Origin of the sequence: Polaribacter sp. Z022 (assembly GCF_023555495.1) — a bacterium.
Taxonomy (GTDB): Bacteria; Bacteroidota; Bacteroidia; order Flavobacteriales; family Flavobacteriaceae; genus Polaribacter.
In genome coordinates this window covers 176154-192792 of the sequence record NZ_JALCZO010000004.1, presented here as the reverse complement: position 1 = coordinate 192792, position 16639 = coordinate 176154, and the positions used below count along the sequence as shown (strand labels likewise).

Here is a 16639-nt window from a genome sequence, read left to right as displayed (position 1 = left end):
TTTTTGTTGCAATGAACTTTACCAAGAAAGAACTTAATATTACCTTTTTAGGAACTGGTACTTCTCAAGGAATACCAATGATTGCAAATAACGACCCTGTTTGTTTATCTAATGATTTAAAAGATAAACGTTTAAGGTCTTCAATTTTAATTTCTTGGGATAATGTATCTTATACTGTAGACTGTGGTTTAGATTTTAGACAGCAAATGCTGAGAGAAAATATTCAGTCTTTAAATGGCGTTTTTTTTACGCATGAACATGCAGATCATATTGGTGGAATAGATGATTTAAGACCTTTTTGTTATCAAATAGGAGAGATGCCAATTTACCTAAATGAAAGAACTCTTAGAAGTTTAGAAAAAAGATTTGAATACATTTTTAGTGAAGAATTTAAGTATCCAGGAGCACCAACAGTTTTGCCCCATATAATAGACAGAACTCCTTTTGTTGTTAATAATCTTAAAGTAATACCAATAGAAGTTTTTCATGGAAAATTACCAATTACAGCTTTTAGGTTTCAAGATGTAGCTTATTTAACTGATGTTAAAACGATTGCTAAAGAAGAAAAAGAAAAACTAACAAACTTAGATGTTTTAATAGTAAATGCTTTACGAATTGATGAGCACCCTACACACTTTAATTTACAAGAAGCATTAGATTTAGTAGAAGAGTTAAAACCAAAAAAAACTTATTTTACACACATAAGTCATAAATTAGGTTTTCATAAAGAAGTATCTAAGGTCTTACCAAATAACGTTTTTTTAGCTTATGATGGGTTAAAAATTAAAGTTTAGATTTTTATAAACTGTTTTTTAATGTATATTTGTTTGAAGTGCTTGTTATAAAAAGAATTACCCTTTTTTAATAAGGTCTAACTAAACAAGAAAAATAGAAATGGCAGAAAAACAAGAAAACAGCAAAAATGCAGTTGACAATCAAAAAGAAGTTGATAGAATTGCAGCAGTAAGAGAGCTTATCTTTGGTGAAAATATGAAAGAATACAGCAGTGAATTTGCTGATGTATATAACAAGATAAAATCTCTTAAAGAATCTACTGATAAAAACTTAAACGAAGCAGTAACTAATCTTGAAAATAAATTATCTGACCTAGAAAGTTTAATGGATCATAAATTTCAAGATTTAAATGATGATTTAGACAAAAGACTTGCGGATTTAGATGATGAAAAAGCAGATAGAAGAAAACTAGGAAAAGCTCTAGAAAAAATTGCATTGATGTTGCAAGAATAGATGAAAAAACAACCTGCAGATAACAATAAAGACAATCGTTTTGAGTTGCTCAGAGATCTTTTACTAGCTGAAGATAGAGAAAAGTTTGATTCATTAAGTCAAGAAATAATTCTTAGAGAAAAACTGTCTAATAGTGTTTCTCCTATTATTGATGAAAAAATCTTAGAACTTCGTGAAAGGTTTCCAGAATATTTTGGAGATACAATTACAGAAACTATTAAAGTTCAAATTAGAGACTCTCAAGACGAAGTTGTAGAAGCCTTATACCCAATTATGGGTAAAATGGTTAAGAAATTTATTGTTGCAGAAATTACCAAATTATCAGACAGTATTAATAAAACAATAAAAGAAAAATTCTCTTTACAACAAATCTTAAAACGTTTTATAAAAGGGAAAAGAAATGATGCAGGTATTGTTTTAGAAGAAGTTTTCGAATTTGTAATTGAAGAGGTTTTTGTAATAGAAAAAGAATCTGGTTTACTTTCTGGTAGTTATTCTAGAGGTAATATTGCAGATAAAGATATGATTTCTGGCATGTTAACTGCAATTAAATCTTTTGCAGAAGATGCTTTTTCTAAAGAAGGACAAGATTTGGAAAACATAAAATTCGAAACTTTTCAATTATCAATTAGAAATTTTAAAACTATTTATATTGCTACTGCTACTTCTGGTGTTTTAACAGAAGAACTCAAAGAAGAATTTTCTGATAAAATTAGTAATTTAGCAGAAAGTATTTTAAGAGACCGTTCTTATTTATCTGATGAAGAACGATTAAATAAATTGATACTTCAAGAATTAATTAAAGCGTAAAAAAAATCAACAATAAATAATGATTGCAAAAAAAGTACTACTTGTTGGTAACTTTGGCGTTGGTAAAACTTCTTTAATAAGAAGGTTTGTATTAAATGAATTTTCTGAAGATTACATTAGTACCATAGGCGTAAGAGTTAGTAAAAAAGTAGTAGAATATAAAAACGAAACAATTAAATTAATGATTTGGGATGTTGCTGGTACAAGTGGCAATGAAAAAATACCCAAAGCTTATTTTTTGGGTTCTCATGGAGCAATGTTTGTTTTTGATGTAAGTAGAGAAGAAACTTTTTTAAACATTGAAGAAAATTTAAAAATGGTAAAAGATTTATCTGGTTTAGATGCTATTACTGTTGTTGGAAATAAAAAAGATTTAGTATCTGAAGAAGAATTACAAAAAGTAATTGAGCAAGTTTCTGTAGATATAGATTTAATTACAAGTGCTAAAGAAGATGAAAATGTAGAAGACGCATTTATGCAATTAACCTCACAAACTTTAAAATAATAGTATTTGATACCTGCAAAAATAGAAGATGTTTTTTTACAATTAACTACTGATAATACAGGAGTAATTACAAACATTGTTGCAGGTAAATTTTCCCAAAATGAATTCATAATTCAAGAATCTATTTATAATTCTTGCCCTTTTTTAGAAGGTACTTTAGAAGCCTTACCACTAAACGAATCTTTTCTTTTAGAAGGAATGGTAATAGCTTCTGATAATAAAGAGTACAATGTTGATTTAGAGCTTTTTAAAAACAATAATTCTATAAATGTTCTAATTCATAATAGAACAAATGTTTACAAATATGTAGATCAATTAAATCAAAATAGAAACGATATTTTCTTTATTAAAAGAGAAATTGCAGAAAAAAATAAAGAGCTAGATAGATTAAGAAAGATTGCAGACAAAGCAAATGAAGAAAAGACTCGTTTTTTAGCAATGATGAGTCACGAAATTAGAAATCCTTTAAACTCTATTTTAGGATATGCAGAAATGATTTCAGCAGAAAAATTAAATAAAAATGTAACTCAATACATTAAAAACCTATCTGCTTCTGGTAAAAATTTAAAAGTTATTGTAGATGATATATTAGATTTATCTAGAATTGAAGCAGGTAAATTAGATTTAGTTTCCGAAAATATTTCAATAAAAGAAATCGTTCAAAATTGTATAAATGATTTTCAATATTTAAAAACAAATGATGCTGTAAATCTTGTTTTTTCTGTAGATGAAACTATACCTGAATTTGTAGTTGGAGATTCTGTAAGACTGAATCAAATTTTAGCAAACTTAATAAGTAACGCTATAAAATTTACAAACAAAGGAAGTATAACTTTAAATGCTAAATCAATTTCTGAAACTGAAAATGATATAAACATTGTTTTTGAGGTTATAGATACAGGAAGAGGAATGTCTGAAGAACAATGCTTAAAAATATTTGAAGAATACCAACAAAACGAGTTAAATGATAATAGAATTCATGGTGGTGCAGGTTTAGGTTTGGCAATTGTTAATCGTTTGGTAAAAGCAATGTTTGGTAAAATAGCTGTAAAAAGTGAATTAAAAATAGGTTCTACTTTTAAAGTAGAAATACCTTTTCCTAAAGTTATTTTAGAAAATACAGAAAGTAAATTAGATGTTAATAATGAGGGAATTAGCCTAAAAAATAAAAACATTTTAGTTGTAGATGATGATTTAATGAATCAAACAATAGTTACACACATTTTAAATAAAGAAAGTGTTTTTAGTACAGTTGTTGGTGATGGTTTAGATGCTCATATAAAATTACAAGAATCTTCTTTTGATGCTGTTTTGTTAGATATTAATATGCCAAATATGACAGGAGAGGAGTTAATGAAAAAAAGAAAAACATTTTTAAAACTGAATTCAGAAACGCCTTTTTTAGTGCTAACAGCAAATACTTCTAATGAAGATATAGAACGTTATTTAGAGTTGGGTTTTTCTGCAGTTATATCTAAACCTTTTAAAATTCAAGATTTTATTCAGAAAATTAAAAGTGTTTTATAATCGTTTTATTTTAAAAATCAGAATCAAACTCTTTGTCAATTGCTTCATAAATTCCATTCTTAATTTTTAAAAGAATTTCATCAATTATTGAGTTTAAGTTTAAAAGTGTAATTTTTTCGTAATGAAAATATTCATCACTAAGATGCTCAAATAAATCTTCTATTCTATGTTCTCCTAAAACAGAATATTTATCATTTTCACTCCATATTTGAACCTGAAAGTATTCTTTTAAAAGTGCATCAGTTTTCCATTTTTTACAACTGTTCCAGTTTATGCACCAATACAAATTAGATTCATTAACTTTAATTGTAAAATTTTTATCAGATTTCTCCTTATTTAAATTTTCTACAATTAATTGAATTCCATTTGTAATTTGTGAAATAAAACTTAACGAATCCTTCATAATAGAATTTTAATACCAACGTTTCTTTTTCTTTTTAGAAGCTTCAGATTTTCTTCCTTTTTTATGTTTGCTAATTGTATTAGGTTGTTTCTTTTTGTGTTTTGGTTTAGTAATTGGGTAAGGATGTTCATCAATTACTTTAATTGTTTTTTCAATTAAAGATTCTATCGTTTTTATGTACCCATTTTCATCTGGAGAACAAAAAGAAAAAGCAATTCCAGATTTTCCAGCTCTACCAGTTCTACCAATTCTATGAACATAGGTTTCTGGTATGTTTGGTATGTCAAAATTTATAATTGCATCAACATTTATAATATCAATTCCTCTAGAAGCAACATCTGTAGCAATTAAAATATTTGCTTTTTTATTTTTAAAATCTTCTATGGCTTTATTTCTAATAGCCTGTGTTTTTTCTCCATGAATACTAGCAACTTTATAACCGTTTTTTATTAAAGTTTGCTCTAATTTATCAACTCCAAATTTAGTACGTCTAAAAATAATTATTTTTCCATTTATGGTATTTCTCAATAAATGCAAACATAAGTCTGTTTTATTTTTTTTAGGTAAATAATATAATAATTGACCAATGTTTTTAGCAGTAGTTTCTTCTGGATTTATTTCTACTTTAACAGGATTTTTTAAAGTAGTTTTAGCTAATTCGTTTATTTTTTCTGGTATGGTTGCAGAAAAAAGTAAGGTTTGTTTTTTCTTCGGACATAAAGCTTCAATTTTTTTAACATCGTTAATAAAACCCATATCTAACATTAAATCTGCTTCATCTAATACAAAAATTTCAACAGCACTTATGTCTAAATTACCTTGTAGTTGTAAATCAATTAATCTACCAGGAGTAGCAATTAAAATATCTACACCATCTGCTAATGCTTTTTTTTGAGGATCTAAAGCAACACCTCCAAAAACAGCATACGTAGATAAGTTTAAGTATTTGCTATAGCTTTCAAAGTTTTTTAAAATTTGAATTGCCAATTCACGAGTAGGAGTAACCACTAAAGATTTAATTTTTTTGCTATCATCTTTGGCGGTTTGTTTTTCATTTAATAGCTGAATAATTGGCAATGCAAAAGCAGCCGTTTTTCCTGTACCAGTTTGTGCAGAAACAATTACATTTTTTTTAGCTAAAACTAAGGGTATTGTTTTTTCTTGAACTAAAGTTGGTCTATGAAAACGTTCTTCAGCAACTGCTTTTAAAATAGATTTATGTAATGGTAATTCAGAAAACTGCATGTATTATTTTTTTACAAAGGTAGTTTAAATGAATCTATAATTTTATTGTGATTTTAAGTTGTTTCTTAATATTTAATATAATAATAAATCATGTATTCAATATTTCTAAAAATTAAAACCAATCTCTTAAAATATTACTAAAAAAGTATATAAGTTTTAGTTATGAACGTGAGTTCATTATCTTTGCGCCGAATTATTTTTCAAAATTCTATAGTAATTTTTTTATTAAAAAATGCCAAGACCAAAAAAGAAAAGAAAGGTTAATCATCCTCCAAAAATGCTGGGTTTTAAACCTTTTGGAATAAAGTTTAAAGACGAAGAACATATTGTAATGCAATATGAAGAATATGAGGCTGTTAAGTTGGTTGTGTACAATAACCTACCTCATAACATAGCAGCAGAACAAATGGAAGTTTCTAGACCAACACTAACAAGAATTTATAATAGTGCATTGTCTAAAATAGGGCAGGGTTTTGTAGAAGGAAAATCTATATTAATAAAAGGAGGAAACTATGAATTTGAAAAAGATTGGTACAAATGTAAAACATGTTATAAATTAATTGATGGGGTTAAAGACCCAGCAATTTGTGGAGATTGTCCTGCGTTTATAAAAAATGAGTTAATAAATTTAAATGAATAAAAGTGTAGTAAATACACTAAGAAAAAAACTAATTACGGTTTTTCGCTCTTAAGAGCGTTTTATAATTAATAATTATGACAAATAATATATCCTTAGAAAATCAATATAAAAGAACAAGATTGTTCGAAAAAGAGAATGTAAATTATTTAGTACATGTTTTAAAAAGATTTAATACGGTTCCAAAAATTAACAACATTAATATTATTACTTCTAATGATAAACCAGAGATATTTAAAATAGTACCCAATAAATCAATCGTAATTGGTTCATTGTATTTAAAAAATCCTGTTTTGGCATTGGTATATTTAAGATATGGTATAGAATGGCAGTTATGGTATAAAGCTTTAAATAATAAAGAAGATACAGTTTTGTGCGATTTAGCTGCGTTAAAAGTAACTCGTATTTTTTACAAATTATTACCAAAAGAAGATAAAGAAAAGCTAGAAGAAGTACATTTTTATTTAATAGATAAAATTAGAAAAGAAGAAGATGTAAACACTGCACAATTAGATAAGTATAAAGAATTAGAAAGCTTTCATGGTTTAAAAAACCAAATCAAAACTTTTAAAGATTCTTGGAAACCTATTTTAGAAAATTTAGCAAAACCAACAGAATACTTATTAATGGATGGTGGAGATTTAAGGTTAAATATTGACGAAATATTTTTGCTTAACAAATATGGTTGCAGACCTTTTCCAAGACCAGAAGCCTTTACATTTGCATCATCTACAGCAACAAGTGTATCTAATTATTCTTTTGATAAAGCAGATAAAGTAAGAAGCATTTTAATAAAAAATAGCTTAAAATATGGTTTTACAGATACAACTATAGATTTTGCAGAATCATTAAAAGACAACCTAAGAACTGCATTTGATTTAAAAGAAAAAAACGAAATAATATTTTCTCCTTCAGGTACAGATTCTTCTTTACAAATTGCAGCAATAACTCAAATTATAACTAAAAAAGAAATTACCCATGTTTTAGTAGCATCAGATGAAACAGGTAGTGGTGTACCAGCAGCATTAAAAGGTTGTCATTTCGAAAATACAACAGCACTTAATTTTCCAATAAAAAAAGGAGATAGAATTAAAGGTTTTAAAGATGTAGAATTAATTAAAATTCCTTTTAGAGATGAAACAGGAAAATTAAAATCTACAGCTCAATTAGATTCAGAAGTTTATACAGCCATAACTGAAACTAATAAATTAGGCAGACAAGTTGTTTTGCATGTAATGGATCATTCAAAATTAGGATATCAATCTCCAAGTGAAGAAATGATGCAAAAATTAGATGCATTAAACAACCTATCTATGCAAGTTATAATAGATGCAGCTCAATTAAGATTAGACCCTTCAGATGTAAGAAAATACCTTTCTAAAGGTTATATTATGAGCATTACAGGTAGTAAATACTTTACAGGGCCTCCTTATTCTGGAGCCTTAATTTTTCCAGAAAGTGTAAGCAAACTTGTACATGCAACTAAAAATAAATTGCCAGAAGGATTAACAGCCTATTTTAACCATTCTGATTGGCCTACAAATTGGTCTTGTGCTAAAGAACTTTCAGAAGGTTTTAACTATGGTTCTTATATGCGTTGGAAAGCAGCTTTGGTAGAAATGGATAGGTATTTTAAAACACCAGTTTTATACAGAAATATGGGTATAGAAATGTTCTGTAATTTTGTAGAAGATTCTATAAAAGATGCAGCTTTTTTAGAACCTATTTATGGCAATGATACAAGAGCAAATACTTTTAAAGACGAAGAATTTAGTATGAGAAATATTCGTACAATATTTCCTTTTTTCATTCTTAAAAACAAAGAAGCGTTGCCTGTAGATAAAGTTAAAAAACTATATGTATTGTTAAATTCAGACTTGTCTCAACAATTTAAAAACCACTCTATAGAAACCATTAGATTGGCAGCACAAAAATGTCATATAGGGCAAGCAGTAAATGTAAAATACAACCATTTGCAAAGCGCTATTTTAAGAATAAGTTTAGGAGCAAGAGTAATATCAGAAAGTTGGGTAAATAGAGACATTAGTATCTATTTTAGAAACATAGAATTGCAATTAAACCAAATAACAGTAATTATTAAGAAAATAGATTTAATACTAAATAACTCAGATTTGTTAGATTAATCTTAAATTATAAATTACAAACAAAAAGCATCCATAAATATTGGATGCTTTTTTGTTGCTGTTTTATTTTTTTTGTAGCTATTTCCTGCTATCCACACTCGCTTTTTTTATTCTGAAAAACAAATAAAAAAGAGCTCAAACAATTGTTCCTATCAGGGCTAAACTTGTTTGCTAGCTTTTTGTAAGATTTTTTTTTTTGATTATTTCGCTAACGGTCTTGTGTATGAAACGTAGCGTATAAATAAACGCTAACTTTTCGGATTTAACACGAGCCGAATTTTTTATTTTTATGTTTAAGTTCCTTTTATAAATATAACCAAATAAAAAATTTGGCGTACTTTGTAAATAAGCGAAAACTTCTCAGAAAGCCTGTAATAGCTATGTTTTATACACGTTGTTGTAAGTAGTGCTTTTTTCATTCAGCTTGTTTTACCGATGTTTCTTATTTAGTTCAAATGTGAGCGTTGGCAAGACATACTCTTTTGCAATTTTTGGATTGTGTGTTGGCTGGTGCGAATTGCAAATGTGTATGGCTTTTAGCGTTGGACTCTTTTTTCTATTAACTTGATTATTTCCTTAAATTCCTTTTTATTCATTTCGTTTAGAGATGCCATAAACTTTTCAATTCGTTCTTTTGATTTGTAATCCAAATTAAGTCCATTCCATAGGTTAACTTCCTTTTCCAAACTCTCGGTAAATAATTCAGATTTATTTTCTTTTTCGATACTCAATAATTTCGCAAATCGACAAAACTGTCCATTGTCAAATTGAACGTCTAAAATCAGATTGTATTTTCCTTTTGTTAAAGTCTTTTGTCTGTCAATAGCTTCAATTCTTCCATCTCCTAAAGTTTCAAGAAAGACTCTTTCGTTAATTTCAAAACTGTCATTTTCAATCTCTGAAATAGATTTAGTGTTTTTTGTGTTTATTGTCTTATTGAAATTTGCTCTGCTTTTGGAAATTTCAAGTAAGCGAATTGAAATTGCATCAATATAATCAAGGTCTTGAACGTTTTTCCATTTTGAAGGAATAATAGATTGTCCGTGTAAAGCACCAATTAAACCACCTGCAAATGCAGCAATACTATCTGTGTCAGTTCCAATTGAATTAACAGCTTGCTCAATTCCTTTTAAGGGTTCTTTAGAATACTTACAAGCTAAATAAATACCTGCAATTACAGTAGAAGTTCCTGAACCTTTTGTCTCGTTTTTATAACAGCCAAGTTTAGATAAAGCATCAAAATCAGATGAATTATTCGTAATCAATTTATAAGTTGTTCTTAAATACTCTTGTGTTTCATCAACAATAGATTTAAATAAAATTCTAAAAGGTTCTTTAGAGTTTTTATTCCATTCAGTTTCCCAGCTTTTTAATTTTGGACTATCTAAAAAATCGATTGAGAATTTTTGGTGAATATCTTTTCCTAATTCGGTGAGAAAGTTTTTATAGTTAAAATTTTCGGGATTAAATCTCAAAATAGTGTCAACAGAATATCCATAAAGCATTGCTCCTAAAATCGCTCTTGGATGTCCGTGAGTTATTATGCTATTTCCAAAGATTTCTTCTTTGATTTTTTCTTGCTCTCCGAAATTTGCCAATGCAATTGGCAGTATTCTCATTGCTGCACCATTTGCACCACTTTCTCTATAATCGATTGTAGTTTTACCTGCTTTAAATGTGAAAAAGTTATTATTCCATTTAGCTGTTTTTCTTTCTATCTTTCGAGCTGCATTTTTTATAGTTCTTCCTGCTCCTCTTGAATAAAGTAACCAATCTGGCAATTCTTTTTTTGCAAAATATTGTTGGTCGACAAAACCATCTTTGTTGATTGAACGAGCGACTGAAAGTAAGAGTTGCGTATCATCAGAATACGAACCTGAATTAAGTTTATCTACATAACCGTAAAATCTACCACCAACATTTTTTTCCCAATCGTGAAACGAATTAATGTAATCAGTTCCAAATTTTTTCTTCAAAGTGGTTTGACTTTTTTCAAATTCAGTCATCCAGCCTAAAGCGTCTCCAATAGCTGCGAGCTTTAAGCTACCTTTATATTTTGTTTCTGCTTTCATATTGAACGATTTGGTAAAAATATTTCTTTATTAACTATAAATTTACTTGTGTCAAAAGAAGACATTGCAGCTTTAGCTTCTGCCATTTTTTCTTCTGATTCAAAACAAACAGCTAAAATACTATCTGATGAAATTTTATCTTTCACTAATATTTCTGCTTGAACATCAGTTGGATATTTTGAGTGAGCTGAATTTCTGGAAATAGTGCGAATACCATTGTAAGAATTTATGTTTAATTGTTCTGTGAAAAGCATTTTGAATTTATCTAAATCTCCCGAAATTCCGTATTGTCTTTTAGCTGCATTTGAAGCTGCATTTGTGATTGCGAATAGAGTTTCACTATCGTAAATATGTTTAGGGTTTATTTTAATTACACACCAATTTATAGTAAAATCCTCTTTAGTTTTTTGTCTAAATTTTGAAAATAAAAAGGTATTTGGACCTGAAAGGGAAAGGTTAATATAATTTTTATCATCATATCTTACGTCATCTGTAAATTGAACATAATCTAAAATGTCAAATTGCTCAATGTCTAAATTTTCCAATTTAGCTCTACTCATTAATTCATTATTTTCTAAAATACTGAATAAATTTATGGTTGGCGTAAAATGAATTAAACACTCGATTTCTCTTTGTTTTATTTCATTCTGAAATTCTATATGGTTTGGTTTTAAACTCATAGTTGTTTTTTAAAAAGGTAAGTCATTATCATAAGTTCTTTTAGAAGAACTTTTTGGACTTATATCTTCTAATAAACTTGCGTTTATTTCTTTCAAATACCTTGACGGATTTAGCTTGTCACTTGAAAATAGATAAAGTTTGTTTCTTGCTCTTGTCATACAAGTATAAAGTAACCTTCGCTCTGTTGAAATATGAAATTCATCATCTGCTTCAATAAAACCTGGTGGATAAGGTATAATGTCATCATTGAGGTCAAGGATAATTACATTGTTAAATTCAAGTCCTTTTACTGATGACATTGTGCATATTTTAATGCTATCACTTCCATAATTTACTGCAAGATTAGATTTTACTAATTCTGTAGAAAAACCATTTGCATCTAAAAAAGCTTTTATTTGTTTTACTCCACTTGTTGACCTATGTAAAACAACCGTACTTTTAAGATTACTACTGTTTTTTAGTATTGTTAGTTGGTCATCAAGATGATTTAATTGCTCGTCAAAATCTGAATAATAAGCAATTTTCGGTTTTTCTCCACCTGTTAATGCAGTTTCTACTGTTGTAAATTCAGATTGGTCTTTCTCGTTTGAAAGCAGAGAAAGTGCAGCTTTAGCAATATGAACAGTATTTCTGTAATTCTTCTTAAATTCAATTGTTCTACCACCTCTTACGTTAATACCAACTTCACTCCAAACGAAACCACTTTTGAAAATACGTTGTGCTGCATCAGCAATTATTGATAAACTGTTTGTTTCTGTATCTACTAAACTTGAAATAGTTAAAATTTGTGCTTTATTTAAATCTTGTGCTTCATCAATTATTATATGAGTGTATGGCGGAATAAAACTACTATCATTTTGTATCTTTTTTAATGCAAGAATTGCATAGTCATCAAAATCTACTTGACCTCTGTTTTTCAATTCCTGATTATATTTTTCGTAAACTACCCAAATAACTTCTTTATCTACTTTTGTAACACGGTCAGAAGTTCCTCTACCAGTTCTCGCAGCTTCAAGATATTCTGATTTGTTATTGAACAATTTACCTTTCATCCAAGAAATTTCTTCTTGAAAAAATTCTGCACTTTTATCTAAAATGTTAGATGTACTTGAAGATAGTCCGCTGATTATGTCTTCTATATATTCAATTTGAGTCCATTGCATAACAGTCTGGTTGTACTGTATTCCTGCAAAATGATAAGCCCAACTGTGAAAATTTATAATTTGGACATTTAGTCCATCTGCTGTTTTAGGTTTGAGTTCATCACTATCTTTTTGATACCCACCATTTATATATGGTTTAATAGCTTTGATATACGCAGCAAGTGTTTTATTGTATGTAAATATTACAATTTTAGTTTCCTTAAAAAGATTAGCTTGTGTTTCAAGTAAATGTTTTGCTCTATAAAGTGCGACTGTGGTTTTTCCACTTCCAGCAACTCCTTTAATCTGAATTGGATTTGTTGGTGGTAAGAATAGTACTTTTTTCTGTTCTCCTTTCAGAGTAATTTTTTTCAGCATTTCATTTCTATTTAGAGCTTTAGAAAAAAGCAGTTACTCTTCTTTTTTCATACAATTCAGCAATTTATTACATTTTCAGTTTACTTCTTTACGGATTCCCACAATCTGATTCGAGCGTTGGCAAGAAACAGCTCTTTTATTTTTTTCAGCGTTGGCTTTTCGCGTTGGCAAAAAAATAAATGTGCTGTTTGCGCGTTGGCTTTTTTTAGTTCAAATGTTCAATTTTAGCACGATTTTCGCATTACTTACAACTTACGCTGATATACGTTCGTTTCAATGACTTATATCAGGCGTTAGCGAAGTTCGTGTTTTTATTTTAAAAAGTCAATAAATAGAATTTCCATTTTGGATTAATAGATCCTATTTTATTAAGTTTTTTAAACTATATAACACTTATATTTAATCATTACTATTAAAAAAGTCAATTAAAATTTTTGCAAGTTCTTTTGGCTTGTCTTCTTGAATAAAATGATTTGCATCTATAGTATAATGCTTTTTATTCTTTGCACCAAGTATGTTTTTTTGTAAAATACTATCTTTTCTAATCCACATTAAATCTTTATGATTTCCCCAAATAGTTATAAATGGTTTCGAAAAATTATTAAGCTTTTTATTAAGTAATTTATTAATCATTGCTTCTTTGTTTTCTTCTTTTAAAGGAATTAGAGAAGGAAATTTTCTTACAGATATAAAGTCTGTACTATCTTTAAATGGTTTGTTGTAAATGGTTTTAATAGAATCTTTGAGTTTTGTGTTGCTTCCCCAATCCATAATGTTACCAGGTAAAAAAGAAGGATCATTTTTAGCATAATTAACAAAACCTAAAAAGCTTGTTGGTATGTTTTCATTTCCTTCAAATAAATAGCTATAAGAAACTGCAACTTTGTTAAAAAGTGTTGGTTTTTCGGCTACAATTCTTAAAGAAATCATGCCACCCCAATCATGTGCAAATAAATTTATTTTAGATAGGTTTAGGTTTTTAATAAAGTTATTCATCCACTTTGTGTGGTTGGTATAAGTTACAATTTCTTTATTTTTTGGTTTGTCAGAAAAACCAAATCCAACCAAATCAGGAATAATTACTCTGTAATTTTGTGCTACTAAAAGAGGAGCAATGTTTCTATAAACAAAAGAACTGTTAGGTTCTCCATGTAATAAAAGCACTGTTTCTTTTTCTGGGTTTCCTAAATCTAGATATGCCATTTTGTAATGATCATCTACAGCAATATATTTAAAATGCTTTTTGTCTGAAAAATTAACTTTAGCTTCTTTTTTATTTTGAAAACAAGAAGTAAATATTATACATAATAATACATAGGTAATAAGTTCTTTAGTTTTCATTGTTAGCAGATTAAGTTCTAATTTTAATAACGAAGTTACTTTTTTTGTTGCTATTAATCTATGATTAAATAGGTGTTTTTTAAAACAAAAAAACCTCACAAAAATTGTGAGGTTTGGTATCTGTTAAAAGTAATTTAAATTACTTTTTAGCTTCAGGTATTTTAATGCCTAAGTGTTTAATAACTAAATCTGTAATATCATATTTGTTATCTATATACGCAAATTGGTTACCTGTTAAAGTTAAAACTTGTGTGTAGTTTCCTGCTTTAGAAACAGCAGTAATAGCATCGCTTAATTTTTTATATAAAGGACGCATTAATTCGTTCTTTTTTAATTGCATTAACTTATTTCCATTTTGTTGATATTGTTTAATATCAGCCTCCATTTGTGTAAGTTCTGCTATTTCAGTTTTTTTAGCTAAAGCGCCTAAAGTCTTTTCGTTTTTCTTATAAGCTTCAACTTTAGTTTGATATAATTTTAATTTAATAGAAAAAGAAGAATCTAATTTTGCTCCATAATCTTGAGATCTTTTAAGAACAATTTTTGTTTCTGGCATTAAACCAACAATATATTCGCTATCAATGGTACCAACTTTAGATTGTGCAATAGAAACGATGCTAAAAAAAGCAATACAAATAAATATAATTTTAGATTTCATGTTTTTTGTTTTATGTGTGACAAAGATATAAAAGTGAATGAATTACAAAAGTTTGTTACTGTTTAGTTTTGTTAATTTTATCAGAAATGTTGGCAATAATAGTCTCTATTTCTGTTTGGTAATTAAACCATAAGGTATTTTGGTCTTTTTTAAACCAAGTTCCTTGTCTTTTTGCAAATCTTCTGGTGTTTTTTTTAATTTCTGAAATTGCAAATTCTTTGGTAAAATCTCCATCAAAATAAGAAAACAATTCTCTGTAACCTACAGTTTGTAATGCGTTTAAATTTTTATGTTTATGCAATAACTTAGCTTCTTCTAATAAACCATTTGCAATCATAATATCTACTCGCATATTAATTCTGTTGTAAATAATTTCTCTCTCTGCATCTAAACCAATTTTTATAGAATGGAAATTTCTTGGTGCTTTTGGTTTGTTTTTAAAAGTTGAGTAGGGTGTACCAGAACCTATACAAATTTCTAAGGCTCTAATTACTCTTTGAGGGTTGTCTATTGCAATTGTATTGTAGGTTTCTAAATCTAATTCTTTAAGTTTATTTTGAAGCGATTCTAAGCCTTCTTTTTCTAATTTACTATTTAAATCTTCTCTTATTTTTGCATTTACTTTCGGAAAATAATCTAATCCTTTTAAAACAGCATCTACATACAAACCACTTCCACCAACCATTATTTGAACTGGGTTTTCTTTAAAAAGTTCTTCTAATTTATTGAGTGCATCTTTTTCAAAAGAACCAACATTGTAATCTTCTAAAATACTTCTGTTTTGTATAAAGTGATGTTTTGCAGCTGCCAGTTCATCATCTTCAGGAACAGCAGTTCCTATTTTCATTTCTTTATAAAATTGCCTTGAATCGCAAGAAATTATATCACTTTTAAAATGATTTGCTAGTTTAATACTTAAGGCAGTTTTACCTATGGCAGTAGGACCAACAATGGTAATTAAAAAGTTTTTAGAGATCATTTATTTTAATTTGTTTCCACAATTATAACAAAATTGAGAAGCGTCTTTGTGGTTTTCTGCAGAACAACTTTTACAAGATTGTGTGTTGGTATCTACAGAATTTAAATTTGTTTTTGTCATTTCAGAAGTTACAATTCCTGTAGGAATTGCAATAATACCATAACCTAAAATCATAATAATACTTGCAATAAGTTGCCCTAAAGGTGTGTTAGGAGCAATGTCTCCATAACCAACAGTTGTTAGGGTTACAATTGCCCAATATACACTTCTTGGTATGCTTGTAAATCCGTTTTCTTCTCCTTCTATCATGTACATTACAGTACCTAAAATTATACATAAAATAAGAACAAAAAATAAGAAAACTGCAATTTTTGCTTTACTAGCTTTTAAAGCTTTCATTAAATTATTAGACTCACCTATATATCTTGCCAATTTTAAGATTCTAAAAACTCTTAGTAAACGTAAAGCTCTTAATGCTGCAAGATGATGAGAACCAATAAAAAATAACGACAAGTATTTAGGTATTGTAGACAGGAAATCTATAACACCATAAAAGCTAAAAATATATTTTAATGGTTTTTTTATAGAAATGATTCTGATAAAATATTCAATAGAAAATAGAATTGTAATAACCCACTCAGAAATGTTAAGAAAATCGTGATATTTTTTGTCAAAACTCTCTACGCTTTCTAGCATTACCAATAAAATACTAGCAAGTATTGCAATTAATAAAACTACATCAAATAACTTACCTGCTTTGGTATCTGCTTCATAAATAATTTCATGAAGTCTATGTTTCCAAGAATTGTTTTTTTGATTATTTGTTTCCAAAATACTAAGTTGATAATTACAAATATAAAGCTATTAAT

At 27.9% G+C, this 16639-nt stretch carries 16 protein-coding genes; 7 read left to right on the top strand and 9 right to left on the bottom strand.

Annotated features, from left to right (window positions below; all coding sequences use genetic code 11):
* Positions 1-11: 11 nt before the first annotated feature.
* The 5 genes from MPF13_RS10585 (at position 12) to MPF13_RS10565 (ending at position 4090) form a co-directional block, all read left to right on the top strand.
* The gene (locus MPF13_RS10585; protein WP_249982491.1) at positions 12-794 is read left to right on the top strand and encodes an MBL fold metallo-hydrolase; all 783 of its coding nucleotides are present in this window, start codon (positions 12-14) and stop codon (positions 792-794) included.
* Positions 795-894: 100 nt separating this feature from the next.
* Complete coding sequence (locus MPF13_RS10580) at positions 895-1248, top strand: hypothetical protein (protein WP_249982490.1); 354 nt, start codon at positions 895-897, stop codon at positions 1246-1248.
* Positions 1249-2058 carry a cell envelope biogenesis protein OmpA gene (locus MPF13_RS10575; protein ID WP_249982489.1) on the top strand — a complete coding sequence of 270 codons (810 nt, stop codon included), beginning with the start codon at positions 1249-1251 and terminating at the stop codon, positions 2056-2058.
* A gap of 19 nt (positions 2059-2077) precedes the next feature.
* Positions 2078-2563, top strand: a complete 486-nt coding sequence (locus MPF13_RS10570) for a Rab family GTPase (protein WP_249982488.1) — start codon at positions 2078-2080, stop codon at positions 2561-2563.
* A gap of 6 nt (positions 2564-2569) precedes the next feature.
* Positions 2570-4090: an ATP-binding response regulator gene (locus MPF13_RS10565; protein ID WP_249982487.1), complete on the top strand. Its 1521-nt coding sequence runs from the start codon at positions 2570-2572 to the stop codon at positions 4088-4090.
* 10 nt (positions 4091-4100) lie between these two features.
* On the opposite strand, the gene MPF13_RS10560 is transcribed toward MPF13_RS10565, so the two are convergent.
* Both MPF13_RS10560 and MPF13_RS10555 read right to left on the bottom strand, forming a co-directional pair.
* The gene (locus MPF13_RS10560; RefSeq protein ID WP_249982486.1) at positions 4101-4493 is read right to left on the bottom strand and encodes a hypothetical protein; all 393 of its coding nucleotides are present in this window, start codon (positions 4491-4493) and stop codon (positions 4101-4103) included.
* A 9-nt stretch (positions 4494-4502) separates the two neighbouring features.
* Entirely contained in the window at positions 4503-5738 is a 1236-nt protein-coding gene (locus tag MPF13_RS10555) for a DEAD/DEAH box helicase (RefSeq protein ID WP_249982485.1), read from the bottom strand.
* 232 nt (positions 5739-5970) lie between these two features.
* On the opposite strand from MPF13_RS10555, the gene MPF13_RS10550 reads away from it, so the two are divergent.
* Together MPF13_RS10550 and MPF13_RS10545 are read left to right on the top strand one after the other, a co-directional pair.
* A complete protein-coding gene (locus MPF13_RS10550) occupies positions 5971-6378 on the top strand; it encodes a DUF134 domain-containing protein (protein WP_249982484.1) in 408 nt (135 codons plus the stop codon).
* Positions 6379-6452: 74 nt separating this feature from the next.
* Complete coding sequence (locus MPF13_RS10545) at positions 6453-8519, top strand: hypothetical protein (protein ID WP_249982483.1); 2067 nt, start codon at positions 6453-6455, stop codon at positions 8517-8519.
* Between the two features lie 536 nt (positions 8520-9055).
* Here MPF13_RS10545 and MPF13_RS10540 read toward each other — a convergent pair.
* The 7 genes from MPF13_RS10540 to MPF13_RS10510 all read right to left on the bottom strand — a co-directional run bounded on the left by MPF13_RS10540 (position 9056) and on the right by MPF13_RS10510 (position 16601).
* Positions 9056-10591 carry an ADP-ribosylglycohydrolase family protein gene (locus MPF13_RS10540; protein WP_249982482.1) on the bottom strand — a complete coding sequence of 512 codons (1536 nt, stop codon included), beginning with the start codon at positions 10589-10591 and terminating at the stop codon, positions 9056-9058.
* Positions 10588-11271, bottom strand: a complete 684-nt coding sequence (locus MPF13_RS10535) for a DarT ssDNA thymidine ADP-ribosyltransferase family protein (RefSeq protein WP_249982481.1) — start codon at positions 11269-11271, stop codon at positions 10588-10590. Before MPF13_RS10535 ends, MPF13_RS10540 begins: the two co-directional genes overlap by 4 nt.
* 9 nt (positions 11272-11280) lie before the next feature.
* Entirely contained in the window at positions 11281-12792 is a 1512-nt protein-coding gene (locus MPF13_RS10530) for a UvrD-helicase domain-containing protein (RefSeq protein WP_249982480.1), read from the bottom strand.
* 399 nt (positions 12793-13191) lie between these two features.
* Complete coding sequence (locus MPF13_RS10525) at positions 13192-14133, bottom strand: alpha/beta fold hydrolase (protein ID WP_249982479.1); 942 nt, start codon at positions 14131-14133, stop codon at positions 13192-13194.
* A gap of 139 nt (positions 14134-14272) precedes the next feature.
* The gene (locus MPF13_RS10520) at positions 14273-14791 is read right to left on the bottom strand and encodes an OmpH/Skp family outer membrane protein (protein WP_249982478.1); all 519 of its coding nucleotides are present in this window, start codon (positions 14789-14791) and stop codon (positions 14273-14275) included.
* 55 nt (positions 14792-14846) lie between these two features.
* Positions 14847-15770, bottom strand: coding sequence for a tRNA (adenosine(37)-N6)-dimethylallyltransferase MiaA (gene miaA, locus MPF13_RS10515; protein ID WP_249982477.1), 924 nt, complete (start codon positions 15768-15770; stop codon positions 14847-14849).
* Positions 15771-16601 (bottom strand): ion transporter, encoded by an 831-nt coding sequence (locus MPF13_RS10510; protein ID WP_249982476.1) that lies wholly within the window; start codon positions 16599-16601, stop codon positions 15771-15773.
* Between the last annotated feature and the right edge of the window lie 38 nt (positions 16602-16639).

Excerpts from the sequence above, each read along its gene's own strand:
- MPF13_RS10585 (WP_249982491.1), top strand. The coding sequence starts at position 12 with ATGAACTTTACCAAGAAAGAACTTAATATTACCTTTTTAGGAACTGGT.
- MPF13_RS10580 (WP_249982490.1), top strand. The coding sequence starts at position 895 with ATGGCAGAAAAACAAGAAAACAGCAAAAATGCAGTTGACAATCAAAAA.
- MPF13_RS10575 (WP_249982489.1), top strand. The coding sequence starts at position 1,249 with ATGAAAAAACAACCTGCAGATAACAATAAAGACAATCGTTTTGAGTTG.
- MPF13_RS10570 (WP_249982488.1), top strand. The coding sequence starts at position 2,078 with ATGATTGCAAAAAAAGTACTACTTGTTGGTAACTTTGGCGTTGGTAAA.
- MPF13_RS10560 (WP_249982486.1), bottom strand. The coding sequence starts at position 4,493 with ATGAAGGATTCGTTAAGTTTTATTTCACAAATTACAAATGGAATTCAA.
- MPF13_RS10555 (WP_249982485.1), bottom strand. The coding sequence starts at position 5,738 with ATGCAGTTTTCTGAATTACCATTACATAAATCTATTTTAAAAGCAGTT.
- MPF13_RS10550 (WP_249982484.1), top strand. The coding sequence starts at position 5,971 with ATGCCAAGACCAAAAAAGAAAAGAAAGGTTAATCATCCTCCAAAAATG.
- MPF13_RS10545 (WP_249982483.1), top strand. The coding sequence starts at position 6,453 with ATGACAAATAATATATCCTTAGAAAATCAATATAAAAGAACAAGATTG.
- MPF13_RS10540 (WP_249982482.1), bottom strand. The coding sequence starts at position 10,591 with ATGAAAGCAGAAACAAAATATAAAGGTAGCTTAAAGCTCGCAGCTATT.
- MPF13_RS10535 (WP_249982481.1), bottom strand. The coding sequence starts at position 11,271 with ATGAGTTTAAAACCAAACCATATAGAATTTCAGAATGAAATAAAACAA.
- MPF13_RS10530 (WP_249982480.1), bottom strand. The coding sequence starts at position 12,792 with ATGCTGAAAAAAATTACTCTGAAAGGAGAACAGAAAAAAGTACTATTC.
- MPF13_RS10525 (WP_249982479.1), bottom strand. The coding sequence starts at position 14,133 with ATGAAAACTAAAGAACTTATTACCTATGTATTATTATGTATAATATTT.
- MPF13_RS10520 (WP_249982478.1), bottom strand. The coding sequence starts at position 14,791 with ATGAAATCTAAAATTATATTTATTTGTATTGCTTTTTTTAGCATCGTT.
- miaA (WP_249982477.1), bottom strand. The coding sequence starts at position 15,770 with ATGATCTCTAAAAACTTTTTAATTACCATTGTTGGTCCTACTGCCATA.